This is a genomic window from Vogesella sp. XCS3 (genome assembly GCF_020616155.1).
Lineage (GTDB): Bacteria > Pseudomonadota > Gammaproteobacteria > Burkholderiales > Chromobacteriaceae > Vogesella.
The window spans coordinates 1,079,738-1,094,223 of the sequence record NZ_CP085530.1 but is presented as its reverse complement, the minus strand read 5'-3'; the positions used below and the strand labels follow the sequence as shown (position 1 = coordinate 1,094,223).

15 protein-coding genes are annotated in these 14,486 nt (G+C 62.4%); 8 read left to right on the top strand and 7 right to left on the bottom strand.

The annotated features are described in order from the left end of the window. Positions 1-288: 288 nt before the first annotated feature. On the top strand, positions 289-1,512 hold the full coding sequence (locus tag LCH97_RS05155) for a sugar MFS transporter (protein WP_227303783.1): 1,224 nt from the start codon (positions 289-291) through the stop codon (positions 1,510-1,512). 215 nt (positions 1,513-1,727) lie between these two features. After that, positions 1,728-2,294: a GNAT family N-acetyltransferase gene (locus LCH97_RS05150; protein WP_227303782.1), complete on the top strand. Its 567-nt coding sequence runs from the start codon at positions 1,728-1,730 to the stop codon at positions 2,292-2,294. Positions 2,295-2,534: 240 nt separating this feature from the next. Here the strand turns inward: LCH97_RS05150 and LCH97_RS05145 are convergent, their stop codons facing one another. Then, on the bottom strand, positions 2,535-2,684 hold the full coding sequence (locus LCH97_RS05145; RefSeq protein ID WP_017508317.1) for a hypothetical protein: 150 nt from the start codon (positions 2,682-2,684) through the stop codon (positions 2,535-2,537). Positions 2,685-2,698: 14 nt separating this feature from the next. Then, positions 2,699-3,277, bottom strand: a complete 579-nt coding sequence (locus LCH97_RS05140) for a LexA family transcriptional regulator (RefSeq protein ID WP_017508318.1) — start codon at positions 3,275-3,277, stop codon at positions 2,699-2,701. A gap of 191 nt (positions 3,278-3,468) precedes the next feature. Between LCH97_RS05140 and LCH97_RS05135 the strand changes: the two genes are divergently transcribed. Next, entirely contained in the window at positions 3,469-4,212 is a 744-nt protein-coding gene (locus tag LCH97_RS05135) for an ABC transporter substrate-binding protein (RefSeq protein ID WP_227303781.1), read from the top strand. 55 nt (positions 4,213-4,267) lie between these two features. On the opposite strand, the gene LCH97_RS05130 is transcribed toward LCH97_RS05135, so the two are convergent. Further along, positions 4,268-4,891: a cyclopropane-fatty-acyl-phospholipid synthase family protein gene (locus LCH97_RS05130; protein WP_227303780.1), complete on the bottom strand. Its 624-nt coding sequence runs from the start codon at positions 4,889-4,891 to the stop codon at positions 4,268-4,270. Between the two features lie 3 nt (positions 4,892-4,894). Further along, positions 4,895-5,509 (bottom strand): UPF0149 family protein, encoded by a 615-nt coding sequence (locus LCH97_RS05125; protein ID WP_227303779.1) that lies wholly within the window; start codon positions 5,507-5,509, stop codon positions 4,895-4,897. 91 nt (positions 5,510-5,600) lie between these two features. Between LCH97_RS05125 and LCH97_RS05120 the strand changes: the two genes are divergently transcribed. Both LCH97_RS05120 and mobA read left to right on the top strand, forming a co-directional pair. Then, positions 5,601-6,524: a pseudouridine synthase gene (locus LCH97_RS05120; protein ID WP_227303778.1), complete on the top strand. Its 924-nt coding sequence runs from the start codon at positions 5,601-5,603 to the stop codon at positions 6,522-6,524. After that, complete coding sequence (gene mobA, locus LCH97_RS05115; protein ID WP_227303777.1) at positions 6,521-7,105, top strand: molybdenum cofactor guanylyltransferase MobA; 585 nt, start codon at positions 6,521-6,523, stop codon at positions 7,103-7,105. Before LCH97_RS05120 ends, mobA begins: the two co-directional genes overlap by 4 nt. 524 nt (positions 7,106-7,629) lie before the next feature. Here mobA and moaA read toward each other — a convergent pair. The 3 genes from moaA to LCH97_RS05100 all read right to left on the bottom strand — a co-directional run bounded on the left by moaA (position 7,630) and on the right by LCH97_RS05100 (position 10,954). Continuing rightward, positions 7,630-8,604 carry a GTP 3',8-cyclase MoaA gene (gene moaA, locus LCH97_RS05110; RefSeq protein ID WP_227303776.1) on the bottom strand — a complete coding sequence of 325 codons (975 nt, stop codon included), beginning with the start codon at positions 8,602-8,604 and terminating at the stop codon, positions 7,630-7,632. A gap of 269 nt (positions 8,605-8,873) precedes the next feature. Continuing rightward, positions 8,874-10,361: an aldehyde dehydrogenase gene (locus LCH97_RS05105; RefSeq protein WP_227303774.1), complete on the bottom strand. Its 1,488-nt coding sequence runs from the start codon at positions 10,359-10,361 to the stop codon at positions 8,874-8,876. Positions 10,362-10,408: 47 nt separating this feature from the next. Then, positions 10,409-10,954 (bottom strand): cupin domain-containing protein, encoded by a 546-nt coding sequence (locus tag LCH97_RS05100; protein ID WP_026107854.1) that lies wholly within the window; start codon positions 10,952-10,954, stop codon positions 10,409-10,411. Positions 10,955-11,164: 210 nt separating this feature from the next. Here LCH97_RS05100 and ald point away from each other — a divergent pair, with 210 nt between their 5' ends. From ald to LCH97_RS05085, 3 genes are read left to right on the top strand one after another with little or no spacing between them, the layout of a single operon-like run. After that, positions 11,165-12,289 carry an alanine dehydrogenase gene (ald, locus tag LCH97_RS05095; protein WP_227303773.1) on the top strand — a complete coding sequence of 375 codons (1,125 nt, stop codon included), beginning with the start codon at positions 11,165-11,167 and terminating at the stop codon, positions 12,287-12,289. Between the two features lie 14 nt (positions 12,290-12,303). Next, a complete protein-coding gene (locus LCH97_RS05090) occupies positions 12,304-13,059 on the top strand; it encodes a gamma-glutamyl-gamma-aminobutyrate hydrolase family protein (RefSeq protein ID WP_227303771.1) in 756 nt (251 codons plus the stop codon). 54 nt (positions 13,060-13,113) lie between these two features. Next, positions 13,114-14,448 (top strand): glutamine synthetase family protein, encoded by a 1,335-nt coding sequence (locus LCH97_RS05085; protein WP_026107855.1) that lies wholly within the window; start codon positions 13,114-13,116, stop codon positions 14,446-14,448. The last annotated feature ends 38 nt before the right edge of the window (positions 14,449-14,486 follow it).

Sequence of the window (14,486 nt, the reverse complement as noted above, 5' to 3'; positions counted from 1 at the left end):
AGGCGTCATCGCCGTCTTGCCTACTGTGGCGGGTGGGGTTGGCGGCGAAAATCTGGCTGCATGCAGAGTGGTTTTGTAGTTTTCTTACTCGAAACTTACATGCGCTATCGGGGTTTTGGCGGGCAATGCCAGCCCGCCGGTGTCGTGGTGGGGCGGCAAGTGTCTGATTGTGATGGCTTCTTGCTTGCTGCATCGCGGTGGGTGCATAAAAAGCGCTGAAAACAGTCGAGTACAAGGCCACTTGAACTTAGACTGCGCGCCTTCGCCCATTACCACCGGAGCACATACATGCACGAGCATGGAGAGACGCAACACGGCAAATCGCTCGCCGTACTCACCACCCTGTTTTTCATGTGGGGTCTGATTACCTCGCTGAACGATATCCTGATTCCGCACCTGAAAGGCGTGTTCTCGCTAAGCTACGTGCAGGCTGCGCTGATCCAGTTCAGTTTCTTTACCGCCTACTTTGTGGTGTCGCTACCCGCTGGCCGCCTGGTGCATCTGCTGGGGTACCAGCGTGGTATCGTCGCCGGCCTGGGGATGGCCGGGGTGGGTTGCCTGCTGTTCTACCCGGCAGCGGCCACGCTGTCTTATCCGGCATTTCTGGGGGCGCTGTTTGTGCTGGCCAGCGGCATCACCATTCTGCAGGTGGCGGCCAACCCCTATGTCACGCGCCTGGGGCCGGCAGCTACCGCCTCTAGCCGCCTTAACCTGACGCAGGCGTTCAATTCGCTGGGTACTACCGTGGCCCCGCTGCTGGGTGCCATGCTGATTCTGGCCGGTACGCAGCACATTACCGGCGTGTCGGCGCAGGAGAAAGCCCTGGCCGAGGCCGCGTCGGTGCAAGGCCCTTACCTGATGCTGGCCGCCACACTGTTTGCCATTGCCGCTGTTTTTGCCATGTTGCGTCTGCCTGCCATCCAGGATGAGGTGGCGCAGGACGGCCAGCCGGCCGGTAGCGTATGGCAGCACCGCCACCTGGTATTGGGCGCCGTGGGTATCTTTGTGTACGTGGGTGCCGAGGTGGGTATTGGCAGTTTCCTGGTGAGCCTGATGGAGCAGCCCGACGTCGGTGGCCTGAGCCAGACCGATGCCGGCAAGCTGCTGTCGCTGTACTGGGGTTGCGCCATGGTTGGCCGCTTTGCCGGTAGTGCCGTGATGCGCCATATTGCTGCCAGCAAGGTGCTGGCCTGCAATGCGCTGGTGTCGGTGTTGCTGATCGCTACGGCCATGCTGCTGGGTGGCAAAGTGGCCATGTGGAGCCTGCTGGCAGTCGGCCTGTGCAATTCCATCATGTTCCCGACTATTTTCTCGCTGGCATTGTCCGGCCTGGGCAAGCTGACCGGTGCCGGTTCCGGTGTGCTGTGCATGGCCATCGTCGGTGGCGCCGTTCTGCCTTTGCTGCAGGCTACGGTGGCAGACAATATCAGCCTGCTGGCCTCGTTTGGCGTGCCCATGCTGTGTTACGTGTTCATTCTGTACTACGGTCTGGTGGGCTATCGCCCGCGCTGATAGCGCTGCCGACCACGCCACCTTCGGGTGGCGTTTTTCATGTTGTACGGCAAACAATGTTCACGTGCGGGTATCGCGCCTTGGCTGGCGCGGCGGCCTGGCTAGCCTTGCAGGGCGCAGGCTTGTCGGCAGTGTTGCGAATGTTTTAGTCATCGGGCATTCAGGTACACTTGGCAGCCTGCCTGTGCGGCCAACCTTTTCATACCGAGATTTTCATGCCCGATACTTTCCCCTTGTTGACCACCCGCCGGCTGCAACTGCGGCAAATCGGGCCGGACGACGTGCCGGCGCTGCTCCCGGTGTTTGCCGACGCCGACGCCATGCGCTGGTTCGGTACCGACCCGGTACATAGCGAAGAACAGATGGCGCAGATCGTGGCGCTGTGGCAGGGCTGGCGGCAACTGCCCAACCCGGGCACGCGCTGGGGTATTGCGCTGCGGCAGGGTGGGCCGCTGCTGGGCACCTGCGGCTTGTTTGCCTGGAATCGCGGCTGGCGACGCGCCACGCTGGGTTACGAGCTGGGGCGTGAGGCCTGGGGGCAGGGCTATATGCAGGAGGCCTTGCAGGCGGTGTTGGGCTGGGGGTTTCGCGAGATGGCGTTGCACCGCATCGATGCCTGCATTCACCCCGACAATGCGGCCTCGCTGAAGCTGGCGCGCAAACTGGGTTTTGTGGAGGAGGGCCGCTTGCGCCATGCGGGCTTCTGGCTGGGGCAGTATCACGATCTACTGCAGTTTTCGCTGTTGCAGCCGGAGTTTATCCCCGAGCGGGGGGCTGCCTGAGTGTTGTTGCGGCCGGTATGAGCAAAACAAAGCCCCTGCCGGCTCGGCAGGGGCTGGGGTGGCCAACTCGGGCCTGTCATGGCACCGGCATGGCCGGGGCGGGCTGACACGGTGGGCTGGGGCTGCGATGCGTGGCAGCACCCTGCTTGTTCTGGTGCCGGGCGGTAAGCCTGGCTTGGGGGGCGTGGCTAGCGACGCATGACCCCGCCCACAAACGGGCGGGTGGCAGGGCGGGTGCGCCTAGCCGACAAACTCGACAGGGGCGTAGTAGCTGCGGCCAGTACGCGTTAGCAGCACTTGCGGCTGGCCTTCGATGACGGCGCGAAACGCGCGTGGCAGGCGCTTCCAGTCACGGAACATCATTTTTACCGGGTCGTTATGCTTGTTCATGCTGCGCTCCTTGTTCAGTCCACTGCGTGAATCACATTGGTCACGACGCCCCATACGAAGAAACTGGCGTCTTCGGGTACTTCTATCGGTTTGAAGTCCGGGTTTTCCGGCAGCAGGCGGATGCGGCCTGCCGAGCGTTCCAGCCGTTTGACGGTGAGCTCGTCGTTGATCACGGCTACGACAACCTTGCCACTGCGTGGCTCCAGCGAGCGGTCTACCACCAGCAAGTCGCCATCGTGGATGCCGGCGTTGATCATGGAGTCGCCTTTGACGGTGACCAGAAAGGTAGACGCGGGCTTGCGCACCAGATGCTGGTTCAGGTCGATATCGGCTTCTTTCAGATCATCTGCCGCCACGGGTGAGCCTGCCGGAACACGGCTGGCAAACAGTGGTAGCGACATGTTTTTCAGGGCTTCACCCAGCAGGGCGATATCACCGGCGCTGTTACCGCGCAGGCTGCGCAGGCTACGGTATTCGTCCAGCCAGCCTTCCAGCACGGGCTTCAGCGGCTCCGGCACGCGCATGGCAACGGTTTTGTCGCCACCAAAGCGTGATTTGCGGCCTGCGCCCTCGCGTTTTCCACCTTGTGTCATGTGTGTGATCTCCTTGCTTCTGATTTTGTACGTATTCAAAAGCAAAGGCAAGCGTCTTTTTGTCGCGGGGCGCAGGGTGTTGTTTTTATATCGGTTTATAGAAATGCTGCGTATCGCTGTGCTGGCCTTGGCAAGTGCTTGTTGTTGGCCGGGCGCGCTGTTAGTCTGCCTTTCTCGATAGAAAGGAAATTATGGCCAGGCTGCTTTTCTTTATGTTCTGCCTGATGGTCGCGAAGGTAGCGGCGGCGGCAGGTATTGTGGCCTGTGGCGGCGACAATGGTTGGCCGCCATCATCTTATTTCGGGCCGCCGCAACATAATAATGCGCGCCCTGTGCTGGGCTACTCGCCTGACGTGTTGCATGCCGTCTTGAGTGCCAGTGCGTTTCGCCCCGAGTTTGTGTTGTTGCCGTTTCGCCGTTGCCTGAGCCTGGCCGAGCAGGGGCGGCAGGTGCAGGTAGTAATGGGGGCCACCTTTTCTGCCGAGCGCGCCCGGCAGTTCCTGTTTAGCCGCCACTACCTGCATTTGCGGCCGGCCTTGTTTTTATGGCCTGGCGCCGCGCCGGGCTTGCCCTTGTGTGGCTTGGTCGGCTTCAACTACGCCCCCTTTGGCGTGAAGCCGGACGAGGTGGATGAGGGCTCGTCGAGCTACTTGCTGGTGATGAAAAAAATGCAGGCCGGCCGCTGCCGCGGTTTTGCCGAGTACGTAGAAGTCGGGCGTAGCCTGCAGTTGCTGGGTTTGCTGGGCGAGGATGGTGGGCGTTTGCAAGCCAGGTTGTTGCCTGGCCTGGTGCCGGTGCCGCTGCACTTCATGGTGTCGCGGGCTTACCCGGATGCCGGCTTGCTGTTACGCCAGATCGACCGGCAGCTGGAGCAAATGGATCGTAACGGGCAGCTGGATGCCTTGCTGGCACGGCATCAGGCGGTAGCGCAGTAATGGCCGATGAGAAACGCCCTGCCGGGGAAGGCAGGGCGTTATTGTGGCAGGTGCATCAGGCTTGGGTAGGGCCGGGTTTGCGTGCCACGATTTGCAATACGGCTGCCATGCCGGTGTGCAGGCTGCCCTCGATGACTTCGCGCTGTACTTCGGCAAAGTGCAGCAGTTCCAGCCCGGCTAACTCCTGGCGCAGGGTGTCTGGCTCCAGCAGCAGCTCGGGGTCTTTCGGGCCGCCGGTGCCAAAACCCAGCTGGCGCGGGGTGTAGCCTTCCAGAATAAACAGCCCGCCAGGCGCCAGGCCGGTGACGCAGTCGGCCAGCACCTGCCGGCGTAAGCCTGGTGGCAGGTGGCAGAAGATGGATACGATGGCGTCCCAACTGCCTGGTGCGATGGGGTAGTCGGCTAAATCTGCCAGCGTGGCGGTAATGGCGAGGTTGCGCTGTGCCGCGCGCTGCAGCAGCTTGATCAGGCCGGTGTGGGCGGCGTCTACGGCGGTAAGCTGGTGCCCCAGCGTGGCCAGGTACACGGCATTGCGCCCTTCGCCTTCGCCCAGGCTCAGTATCCGGCTACCTGCGGCCAACCTGGGTGCTTGTTCTTTCAGGAAGTCGTTGGGTGCGTTGCCGTAGGCGTATTGCTCGCCGGCAAAGCGCGGGTTCCAGAATAGGGCGGCCTGGCTCATGGCTTACTCGTCTTCTTCTGCTGCTTCAGCGGCGGCCATTTCGGCGCGCAGCTGGGCAAAAAAGGTATAAATGCCGGCTACCGAGTCGGAGATGCTGGCCAGCCAGGCTTCGCGCTGCTCGGCGCTGGCGCCGTGCAGGAAGGGGCGCATTTCCGGGTCCGGGTGGTGTTCGAACGCCAGCGCCATGATGGGTGCCAGCGCCGGGGCGGCGTCTTCGTCATCGAACAGCAGGCCCCAGTCTGCGTGCATCAGCTGCATGCCTTCGCTAAAGCCTTCCGCCCATACATTACCGTGCACCTGGCCGTGCTCGTCTTCTTCCAGCCAGGGCTGGAAAGCCTGGCCGCGCTGCAGGGTGTGGGCGATGTCCAGCCAGTGGCCGGATAGCAGGCGCACAAACTGTTCCATGGCCTTGGGGGTGTGGAACGCGTCATCGTCGTCAAAGGCGGCGCCCATGATGGCCGGCAGGCAGTCTACCGGCTTGATCTGTTCCGGGCCACATAGCAGGGCAGCAAAAAAGCCGTCCAGCTTTTCCAGGCTCATCGCGCCTTGCGGGGCGAAACGGGCCAGGGTGTCGGACAGGCGCTGGTAGTCTTGGTCGGTCAGGGCGGCAGATTTCATGGGTGGCGTAGGCCTGTTGCGTGGGAAGTCTGCATTATCCGGTAAAATGCCGGCGCTGCGGCTATTTGTCGCTAGAATCCTGCTACTTTTTATGACTATGTCCACCGCTAACTCTCCCGTTCCGCCGCGCCAAGGCGTGGCCGCCAGCTGCCTGGTGCTACCACAGGGCCACTGGCCCGACTTGCTGACTTTCTTGTGCCAGCGCTTTGCCCATGTGGCGGATGCCTGGGCGCACAGGTTGGCCGCAGGCCAGGTGTGGAACGACGCCGGCGAGCCGCTCGCGCCTGTGGCGCCTTATCGGCCCGGCCTGCGTATCTGGTACTTTCGCGAAGTAGCGCATGAAATACCGGTGCCGTTCGATATCGCTATCTTGCATCGCGACGCGCGCCTGCTGGTGGTGGACAAGCCGCACTTTCTGGCCTGCGTACCCGGCGGGCGGCACGTGCGCGAAACCGTGCTGACCCGCCTGCGCAGCCAGCCTGGCCTGGAGCAGGTATCGCCCATTCACCGGCTGGATCGTGAAACGGCCGGTGTCATGGTGTTCTGTATCGATGCCGCCAGCCGGGGGGCCTACCAGCGCCTGTTCGAGCAGCGCAGCGTGCAAAAAGAATACGAAGCCATTGCCCCGTGGCGCCCAGACCTGCCGCTGCCACGGCTGCACCGCAGCCGCCTGGCCGAGGTGCCGGGCGAGTTTGTCATGCAGGAGGTGGCGGGCGAGCCCAATAGCGAAACCGTTATCAGCCTGCTGGCGCAGCGTGACAACTGGGCGCGCTACCGCCTGCAGCCGGCCACCGGCAAAAAGCACCAGCTGCGTGCGCATCTGGCGGCGCTGGGTATCGGTATCGCCAATGACCCGTGGTACCCGGTATTCCGCCACGACAAAGCCGCGGACGACTTCAGCCAGCCCTTGGCGCTGCTGGCGCGCAGCATTGCCTTTACCGACCCGATAGACGGCAGCCAGCGCCATTTTGTCAGCCAGCGCACGCTGGCCTGGCCGCAGGCGGTGCAAGCATGATTGGCGCCTTGCTGCTGGCGGGCGGCGAAGGCCGCCGCATGGGTGGGGTGGATAAAGGCATGCAGCCGCTATGCGGCCAACCTCTATACCGCCACGTGCTGCAGGTGCTGCAGCCACAAGTGGGCTGGCTGGCGATCAGTGCCAACCGCCACCAGGACGACTACGCCGCGAGCGGCTACGCGGTATGGCCGGACGCGGCCCCTTGGCAGGGCATGGGGCCGCTGGCGGCGCTGGCTACCGCGGCAGCGAGCGTGCCTGCCCATGTGACACTGCTGCAAACCGCCCCTTGCGATACACCATTATTGCCACCGGACCTGGTATCCCGCTTGCTGGCGGCGCTGGGCGAGGCCGATGTGGCGATGCCGGTCACGGCACAGGGCCCGCAGCCGGCGTGCCTGTTGCTGCGGGCCAGTGTCTTGGCGGGCGTGCCGGCCTATCTGGCCGGTGGCGGGCGCAGCATACGCGGCTGGCTGGCGGGGTTGCGGGTGGTAGAGGTGGTGTTTGACGAGGCAGGGTTTGCCAATGCCAATGACGCGGCGGCGCTGGCGCGGCTTGAGGCGCTAATAAGCGGGGCAGGCTAGGGTTGGCCGCTTGGCCGCAGCGGCGGTGTTGCGCGGCGAGCGGGCAAAAAAATGGCCGGCATATAGCCGGCACAATGCTCGTATCAAGGGTGCCCATTCGGCTTGCCGCGCTGCCGGACTGGCCGGGCGGGGCAGGAAATTCAGGGCATTGCGCTTACGAGCCACAACACAACACAGAGAGTGATTGCAGTATAGGGATGTGCTGCTCATTCGTGAAATGAATCATTTTTATAATTTCCATTCCATTATGGAATTTCATTGCCTGGCGATGTTGCTGCATGCCACGGTTTGCAATGGGGCTGGCTTGGCCGCCAGGGCGTCGGGCTTGTGTCTGAATGGGTGAGTCGCAGCTAACGCAGGTGGCATCGCGCCGCATGGTCAGGAAATCATGCCGCGCCAGTAGACGTGGCGCTTGCGCTGCGTAGTGGATGTGGCGGCACAAGGGCGGTTGTGCCGGCCGGGAGCTGGTGTGTGGTAGTGGCGCGCTGAGGTGCTGCCGGCGCGGTGCATGGCCAGGCCGGGTGCTAGCCGCCAGTCATCGACATGAAGCGCACCACGCGCTGTGGTTGTGCGATGAATTCGTGCTTTTCCGGCTTCAGCTCGATGGCGCTGCGTATGGCCGCTTCCAGCTCGGTGTCGCTGCAGCCATCGCGTAGCAGCGGGCGCAGTTCGAGGCGCTCTTCCTGCCCCAGGCACATGTATAGCGTGCCGTCTACCGACAGCCGCACGCGGTTGCAGGTGGCGCAAAAATGCTGCGACATGGGGGTAATCAGGCCCAGGGTAAAACCACCGTCGGCGCTTTCCCAGTAGCGGGCCGGGCCGCCGCCCAGGGTTTTGCACGTTGGCCGCAGGTCAAAGCGCTGTTGTAGCTGCGCCAGCGTGTGCTGCAGGTTAAGCCCCTGCGTATGCTGGCCGGTGCTGCCCATGGGCATGGCCTCGATCAGGCGCAGGATCAGGCCGTTTTCGATACAGAAGGCCACCATGGGCTCGATATCGGCTTCGTTGACACCGGCGATCGGCACCATATTGATCTTGATGCGCTCAAAGCCCGCCTCGCGCGCGGCGCGCAGGCCGTCCAGCACCTTGGGCAGGCTGTGGCTGCCGGTGATGTCGTGCACACAGTCTTCGCGCAGCGAATCCAGACTCACGTTCAGGCGGCGTACGCCGGCCTGGTGCAGGGCGTGGGCGTGGGCGGCCAGCTGGGTGGCGTTGGTGGATAGCGACAGGTCTTCCACGCCCGGTAGAGCCGACAGGCTGGCGGCCAGGGTGGGCAGGTTACGGCGCAGCAGCGGCTCGCCGCCGGTCAGGCGAAAGCGGCGGGTGCCCAGCCGGGCAAAGGCGGCCACCACGCGCTCGATCTCGTTGAAGGTCAGCCAGTTGGCCGGCTCCTCAAAGCCCTTGAAACCCTTGGGAATACAGTAGCTGCAGCGCAGGTCGCAGCGGTCGGTAACCGACAGGCGAAGGTAATCGATGGTGCGGCCGAAGCGGTCTGACAACATGGGGCATTCCCGTGGGTAAGTGCTGGGTAAGGTAATGTTTAAGCAAATGGCCTGCCAGCTGTGGCTACAGGTGGCAAGGTTGGCCGCAGCCACGGCTGGTGCGGTGCCTGCCTGCTTTGGTCGGCGCAGGCTGCCGATATCTTACGCCGACAGTGCGACTTTCTGTCCCTGGCGCTAGTGACTGCGACATTTTGTCTGTGCGGTAGTGCCGGGCAGCAAAAGAAAAAGCCTGCACGCGGCAGGCTTGGTTTGGTCGGGCGCGGGCGCTTTTACAGCTTGATCAGCGTGGATTTCAGCTCGGTGTATTTTTCCAGCGCGTGCAGCGACTTGTCGCGGCCATTGCCGGACTGCTTGAAGCCGCCGAACGGGAAGTTCATGTCGCCGCCTTCATCGTAGCAGTTCACCCACACGGTACCGGCGCGCAGGCGGCGCGATACCTGGTGCGCGGTGCTGACGTTGCTGGTCCATACCGCGGCCGCCAGGCCGTATTCGGTATCGTTGGCAATGCGGATGGCTTCTTCCACGTCGCTGAAGGTGATGATGGACAGTACCGGGCCGAAGATTTCCTCGCGGCAAATGGTCATGTCCGGGCGCGGGCAGACAAAAGCGGTAGGCTCGATAAACAGGCCTTGGTCGGTGCGGGTGGCGTTGCCGCCGCACACCAGCTCGCAGTCTTCCTCGCGCGCCTTGGCGATGTAGCCCAGCACCTTGTCGTACTGGATGCGGTCCACAATAGCGCCCATGCTGGTAGCCGGATCTAGCGGGTCGGCCGGCTGGTAGGCTGCGGCGGCTTTCTTGAACTCGGCCAGGAAGGCGTCCTTGATGTCTTTGTGCAGCAGCAGGCGCGAGCCGGCGGTGCACATCTCGCCCATATTGTAGAAGATGGCACCGGCAGCGGTGCGCGCGGCACGGCCGATGTCCGGGCAGTCCGCCAGCACGATATTGGGCGACTTGCCGCCCAGCTCCAGCCAGGCGCGCTTGAGGTTGGACTGCGCGGCGGCGGTGGCAATCAGCTTGCCCACGCCGGTAGAGCCGGTAAACGCGATGCAGTCGATATCCATGTGCTGTGCCAGCGCCTGGCCTACGTCGCCAGCGCCAGGCAGTACCTGGAATACGCCGTCCGGCATGCCGGCCTCTTTCGCCAGTGCGGCCAACCTGATGGCGGTAAGCGGCGATTTTTCCGACGGTTTCAGGATCACGGCATTGCCGGCAGCCAGCGCCGGGCCGAATTTCCAGCTGGCCATCAGGATGGGGAAGTTCCACGGTACTACGGCGGCTACCACACCAATGGCCTCGCGTGATACCAGGCCCACCAGTTTGGGGTCCACCGGGGCCACTTCGCCGCCGATCTTGTCGATGGCTTCGGCAAACCATTCCACGCAATACGCGGCACCGGGTACATCCACGGTGGTGGTGTCGCCGATGGGTTTGCCGGCGTCCAGTGTTTCCAGCAGGGCCAGTTCGTCGCCATGCTGGCGGATCAGTGCGGCAAAGCGCTTCAGAATGCGGCCGCGAGCCAGCGGTGCCAGCCCGGACCATTTGCTACTTTCAAATACGCGCCGTGCGGCGGCGACAGCTTGCTCCACTTCGGCGGTACCCGCCCAGCTGATGGTGGCGAGTTTGTCGCCAGTGGCCGGGTTGATACAGTCGAATGTGCGCCCGTCCGCCGCGGTGACGTACTGGCCATCCACGAAGGCACGGCCTTCGATGGTGATCTGGCCGGAAAGGGCTTTCCATTCTGCATGGGTGCGAGCCATGGTGTTTCTCCTCTGTAGTATCGGGTTCGCCCCGCTTGGGAGGCGATTTAGAACGTTGGCGGGGAGCTTGCGCTCACAATCTCACAGGTGTCGTTGCCAACGTTGCGAAAACGGTGTGGCTGCTTGCTGTCGAAATAGTAGGCATCGCCCGGGCCCAGTACGCGTACGTCGCTGCCCACGGTGATTTCTACCTCCCCCTTCAATACCACACCGCCTTCCTGGCCTTCGTGTACCAGCATGTCGGGGCCGGTGTCGGCGCCGGGCTGGTATACCTCGCGCAGGATGGCAATGTCGCGTCGCTCGTGCGCCGTACCTACTAGCAGCAACTGGATTTGATCATTACCCAGGTTGGGTAATTCGTCGCTGGTGTAAAATACATGCGCTTGTTGCGGCTCGGTGTCGAAGGTGAAGAAGTCCGACAAGGTCATTGGCATGCCTTCCAGTACCTTGCGCAGCGAGCTGATGGAAGGGCTGACACGGTTTTGTTCGATCAGCGAGATCGTGCCGTTTGTCACCCCAGCCCGTTTGGCCAGTTCGCGCTGGGAAAGTCCCATGCGTTCGCGAACCATCCTGAGTCGTGCACCAACATCCATATGTTCCTGTCCAATCCAAATGTTAATAATTTTAGACGTTTGATGATAAGGATTTTGACCACTTTTTACTGCACTGCTGCGCTGCAAAATCGAAATTTCTTTGCAAGGTGTGCAAGTTATAGTCAAAATCAGTGTGTGACTGCAAGCTTGTTGTAGATTTTTTTAAACAATTGCTGCTAATTATTCACGACACCACCAAAGGAGTCAGCTATGTTAATCGGCGTTCCGAAGGAGATCAAAAATCATGAGTACCGCGTGGGCCTTACGCCCTCCGGTGTGCGTGAATTGGTGGCCGCCGGCCACAAGGTGATTGTGCAAAGCCAGGCCGGCCTGGCAATAGGTTTTACCGATGAACACTACCTGCAGGCAGGTGCCGGCATCGCCGCCCATGCTGACGAGGTGTTTGCCCAGGCGCAGATGATTATCAAGGTAAAAGAGCCGCAGCCGGTGGAGTGTCGCATGTTACGCCCAGGGCAGCTGTTGTTTACCTACCTGCACCTGGCGCCGGACCCGGAGCAAACCCGCCTGCTGGTGGAATCCGGTGCGGTGGCCATTGCGTACGAAACGGTGACCGACGAGCGTGGCGGCCTGCCGCTGCTGGCCCCGATGTCCGAGGTGGCGGGGCGCATGGCCATTCAGGCCGGCGCGCACGCCCTGGAAAAAGCACAAGGCGGCCGTGGTGTATTGCTGGGCGGCGTGCCTGGTGTGGCACCGGCCCGTGTCGTGGTGATTGGTGGTGGTGTGGTAGGTTTGAATGCAGCGCGCATGGCGATGGGGCTGGGGGCGGATGTCACCATCCTGGACAAATCGCTGGCGCGCCTGAAAGAGATAGACATGGTGTTTGGCGGGCGCATCAAGACGCTGATGTCCAATGCGGCCAACATCGAAGACAGCATCCGCGAGGCGGACATGATTGTCGGCGCCGTGCTGATACCCGGTGCCGCGGCACCCAAACTGGTGAGCCGTGCCATGCTCAAGCACCTGAAGCCGGGTGCGGTACTGGTGGACGTGGCCATCGACCAGGGTGGCTGTTTTGAAACCAGCCGTGCTACCACGCACCAGGACCCCACTTATATTGTGGATGGCATCGTGCACTACTGCGTGGCCAATATGCCGGGCGGCGTAGCGCGTACCTCCACCATGGCGCTGACCAACGCCACCTTGCCGTATGCGCTGGAGCTGGCGGGCAAGGGCTGGGTACAGGCGGTGACGGATAACGAACACCTGCGTCACGGCCTGAATGTCTGCCGTGGCAAGGTAACCCACGCTGCTGTGGCGCAGGCCCTGGGCTACGACTATGTCGAGCCACTGGCTGCAGCCAGGGCAGCGCACTGACAAACGAGGAAATCATGTTGCAACCCATTATCGGGATACCGTGCGACGTCAAGCAGATCGGCTTGTTTCCGTTTCACGCGGTAGGTGAAAAGTACATCACCGCCGCCGTGGGCGGGGCCGGTGGCGTGGCCATCCTTATCCCTTCGCTGGGCGATGCCAGCCAGCTGCGTGCCATTGTCGACCTGGTCGACGGCATTCTGCTGCCGGGTTCGCCATCCAATGTGGAGCCGCACCACTACCAGGGTGCGCCCAGCCGTGAGGGCACGCTGCACGACAAGGCGCGCGACGCTACCACGCTGCCGCTGATCGACATGCTGGTGAAAGAAGGCGTGCCGCTGTTGGGCATCTGCCGCGGCTTCCAGGAAATCAACGTGGTGATGGGCGGCGAGCTGCACCAGCACGTACAGGAAGTGCCGGGGCTGAACGACCACCGCGAGCCGGATACGCAAGACCTGGACCACATGTACGGCCCGGCGCACCCGGTAAGGTTGGCCGCAGGCAGCTGGCTGCAAGGCTGGCTGGGCTGTGACAGCGTGCAGGTGAACTCCATTCACCAGCAAGGCATCAAGCGCCTGGCCGATGGCTTGGTGGCCGAGGCGCTGGCCGAAGACGGCCTGGTAGAAGCGTACCGCTTTGACAAGGCCCCCGGTTTTGCCTACGCCGTACAGTGGCACCCGGAATGGAAATACTGGGACAACAAGGCTTCACAAGCGATTTTCAAGGCTTTCGGCGACGCTTGCCGGGAGCGCCGTATGCGTCGAAACCAATAGACGTGTACTCGGCAAAACCTTCCGGCACAGACCGGAAAATAGAGGAAATGCATCATGAGTCACCAAATGTTTGAATGGCTGCGCGAGCACCGTATTACCGAGATGGAGTGCATTGTGCCGGATATGACCGGCGTGGCACGCGGCAAGATCGTTCCGAAAGACAAGTTCGTTTCCGAGTCGGAAATGCGCCTGCCCGAGGCGGTACTGATCCAGACCGTTACCGGCGACTACCCCGACGACAGCATGCTGGACCTGACCGACCCGGACATGGTGCTGCTGCCCGACCCCAACACCCTGCGCTACGTGCCATGGGCCACCGACCCTACCGCCCAGCTGATCTACGACGCCTTCCGCGCCGATGGCCAGCCGGTAGAAGTGGCGCCGCGCAACGTACTGCGCCGCGTACTGAAGATGTACGAAGACAAGGGCTGGGCACCGGTGGTGGCGCCCGAGATGGAGTTCTACCTGCTGTCGCCCAACCCCGATCCGGACATTCCGCTGGCGCCACCTATCGGCCGTACCGGCCGCGCCGAATTCGGCCGCCGCTCCTACGCCATCGATGCGGTAAACGAGTTCGACCCGCTGTTCGAAGACATTTATGACTACTGCCACGCCCAGAACCTGGAAGTGGACACGCTGATTCACGAAATCGGCACCGCGCAGATGGAGATCAACTTCCTGCACGGTAATGCGCTGGACCTGTGTGACCAGGTATTCCTGTTCAAGCGGACAGTGCGCGAAGCCGCCTTCCGCCATAACATGTATGCCACATTCATGGCCAAGCCAATGGAAGGCGAGCCGGGCAGTGCAATGCACATCCACCAGAGTGTGGCCAGCATCGAAACCGGCAAGAACATTTTCAGCAACCCGGACGGCAGCACCTCGGACGACTTCCTGCACTTTATCGGCGGCCTGCAGCACTACCTGCCGGAATGCATGCCGTTCTTTGCACCGTATGTAAACAGCTACCGCCGCCTGTCGCGCTACACCGCCGCGCCGACCAACGTGGAGTGGGGCTACGACAACCGCACCGTGGGCCTGCGCGTACCGCATTCTTCACCGGCAGCGCGCCGCGTGGAAAACCGCGTACCGGGCGTGGACGTGAACCCGTACATCGCCATGGCCGCCACCCTGGCCTGCGGCTACCTGGGCATGGTGAACAAGATCAAGCCGCGCGACCCGCTGTCCAGCGATGCGTACGAGCTGCCGTTCCAGTTCCCGCATGGCACCGAAGAAGCGCTGGTGCGCCTGAAAAACTGCACCGATATCGCCGAGATCCTCGGCCCGCGCTTTGTGAAGATGTATGTAGGTATGAAAGAGAAGGAATTCTCTGAGTACTTCCGCGTAATCAGCCCGTGGGAACGCAAATTCCTGCTGCTGCACGTGTAACACCATAACGATAACGACGACACGCTACCGCCTGCGGC

Coding starts and splice junctions, on each gene's coding strand:
- LCH97_RS05155 (WP_227303783.1), top strand. CDS start 289: ATGCACGAGCATGGAGAGACGCAACACGGCAAATCGCTCGCCGTACTC.
- LCH97_RS05150 (WP_227303782.1), top strand. CDS start 1,728: ATGCCCGATACTTTCCCCTTGTTGACCACCCGCCGGCTGCAACTGCGG.
- LCH97_RS05145 (WP_017508317.1), bottom strand. CDS start 2,684: ATGAACAAGCATAACGACCCGGTAAAAATGATGTTCCGTGACTGGAAG.
- LCH97_RS05140 (WP_017508318.1), bottom strand. CDS start 3,277: ATGACACAAGGTGGAAAACGCGAGGGCGCAGGCCGCAAATCACGCTTT.
- LCH97_RS05135 (WP_227303781.1), top strand. CDS start 3,469: ATGGCCAGGCTGCTTTTCTTTATGTTCTGCCTGATGGTCGCGAAGGTA.
- LCH97_RS05130 (WP_227303780.1), bottom strand. CDS start 4,891: ATGAGCCAGGCCGCCCTATTCTGGAACCCGCGCTTTGCCGGCGAGCAA.
- LCH97_RS05125 (WP_227303779.1), bottom strand. CDS start 5,509: ATGAAATCTGCCGCCCTGACCGACCAAGACTACCAGCGCCTGTCCGAC.
- LCH97_RS05120 (WP_227303778.1), top strand. CDS start 5,601: ATGACTATGTCCACCGCTAACTCTCCCGTTCCGCCGCGCCAAGGCGTG.
- mobA (WP_227303777.1), top strand. CDS start 6,521: ATGATTGGCGCCTTGCTGCTGGCGGGCGGCGAAGGCCGCCGCATGGGT.
- moaA (WP_227303776.1), bottom strand. CDS start 8,604: ATGTTGTCAGACCGCTTCGGCCGCACCATCGATTACCTTCGCCTGTCG.
- LCH97_RS05105 (WP_227303774.1), bottom strand. CDS start 10,361: ATGGCTCGCACCCATGCAGAATGGAAAGCCCTTTCCGGCCAGATCACC.
- LCH97_RS05100 (WP_026107854.1), bottom strand. CDS start 10,954: ATGGATGTTGGTGCACGACTCAGGATGGTTCGCGAACGCATGGGACTT.
- ald (WP_227303773.1), top strand. CDS start 11,165: ATGTTAATCGGCGTTCCGAAGGAGATCAAAAATCATGAGTACCGCGTG.
- LCH97_RS05090 (WP_227303771.1), top strand. CDS start 12,304: ATGTTGCAACCCATTATCGGGATACCGTGCGACGTCAAGCAGATCGGC.
- LCH97_RS05085 (WP_026107855.1), top strand. CDS start 13,114: ATGAGTCACCAAATGTTTGAATGGCTGCGCGAGCACCGTATTACCGAG.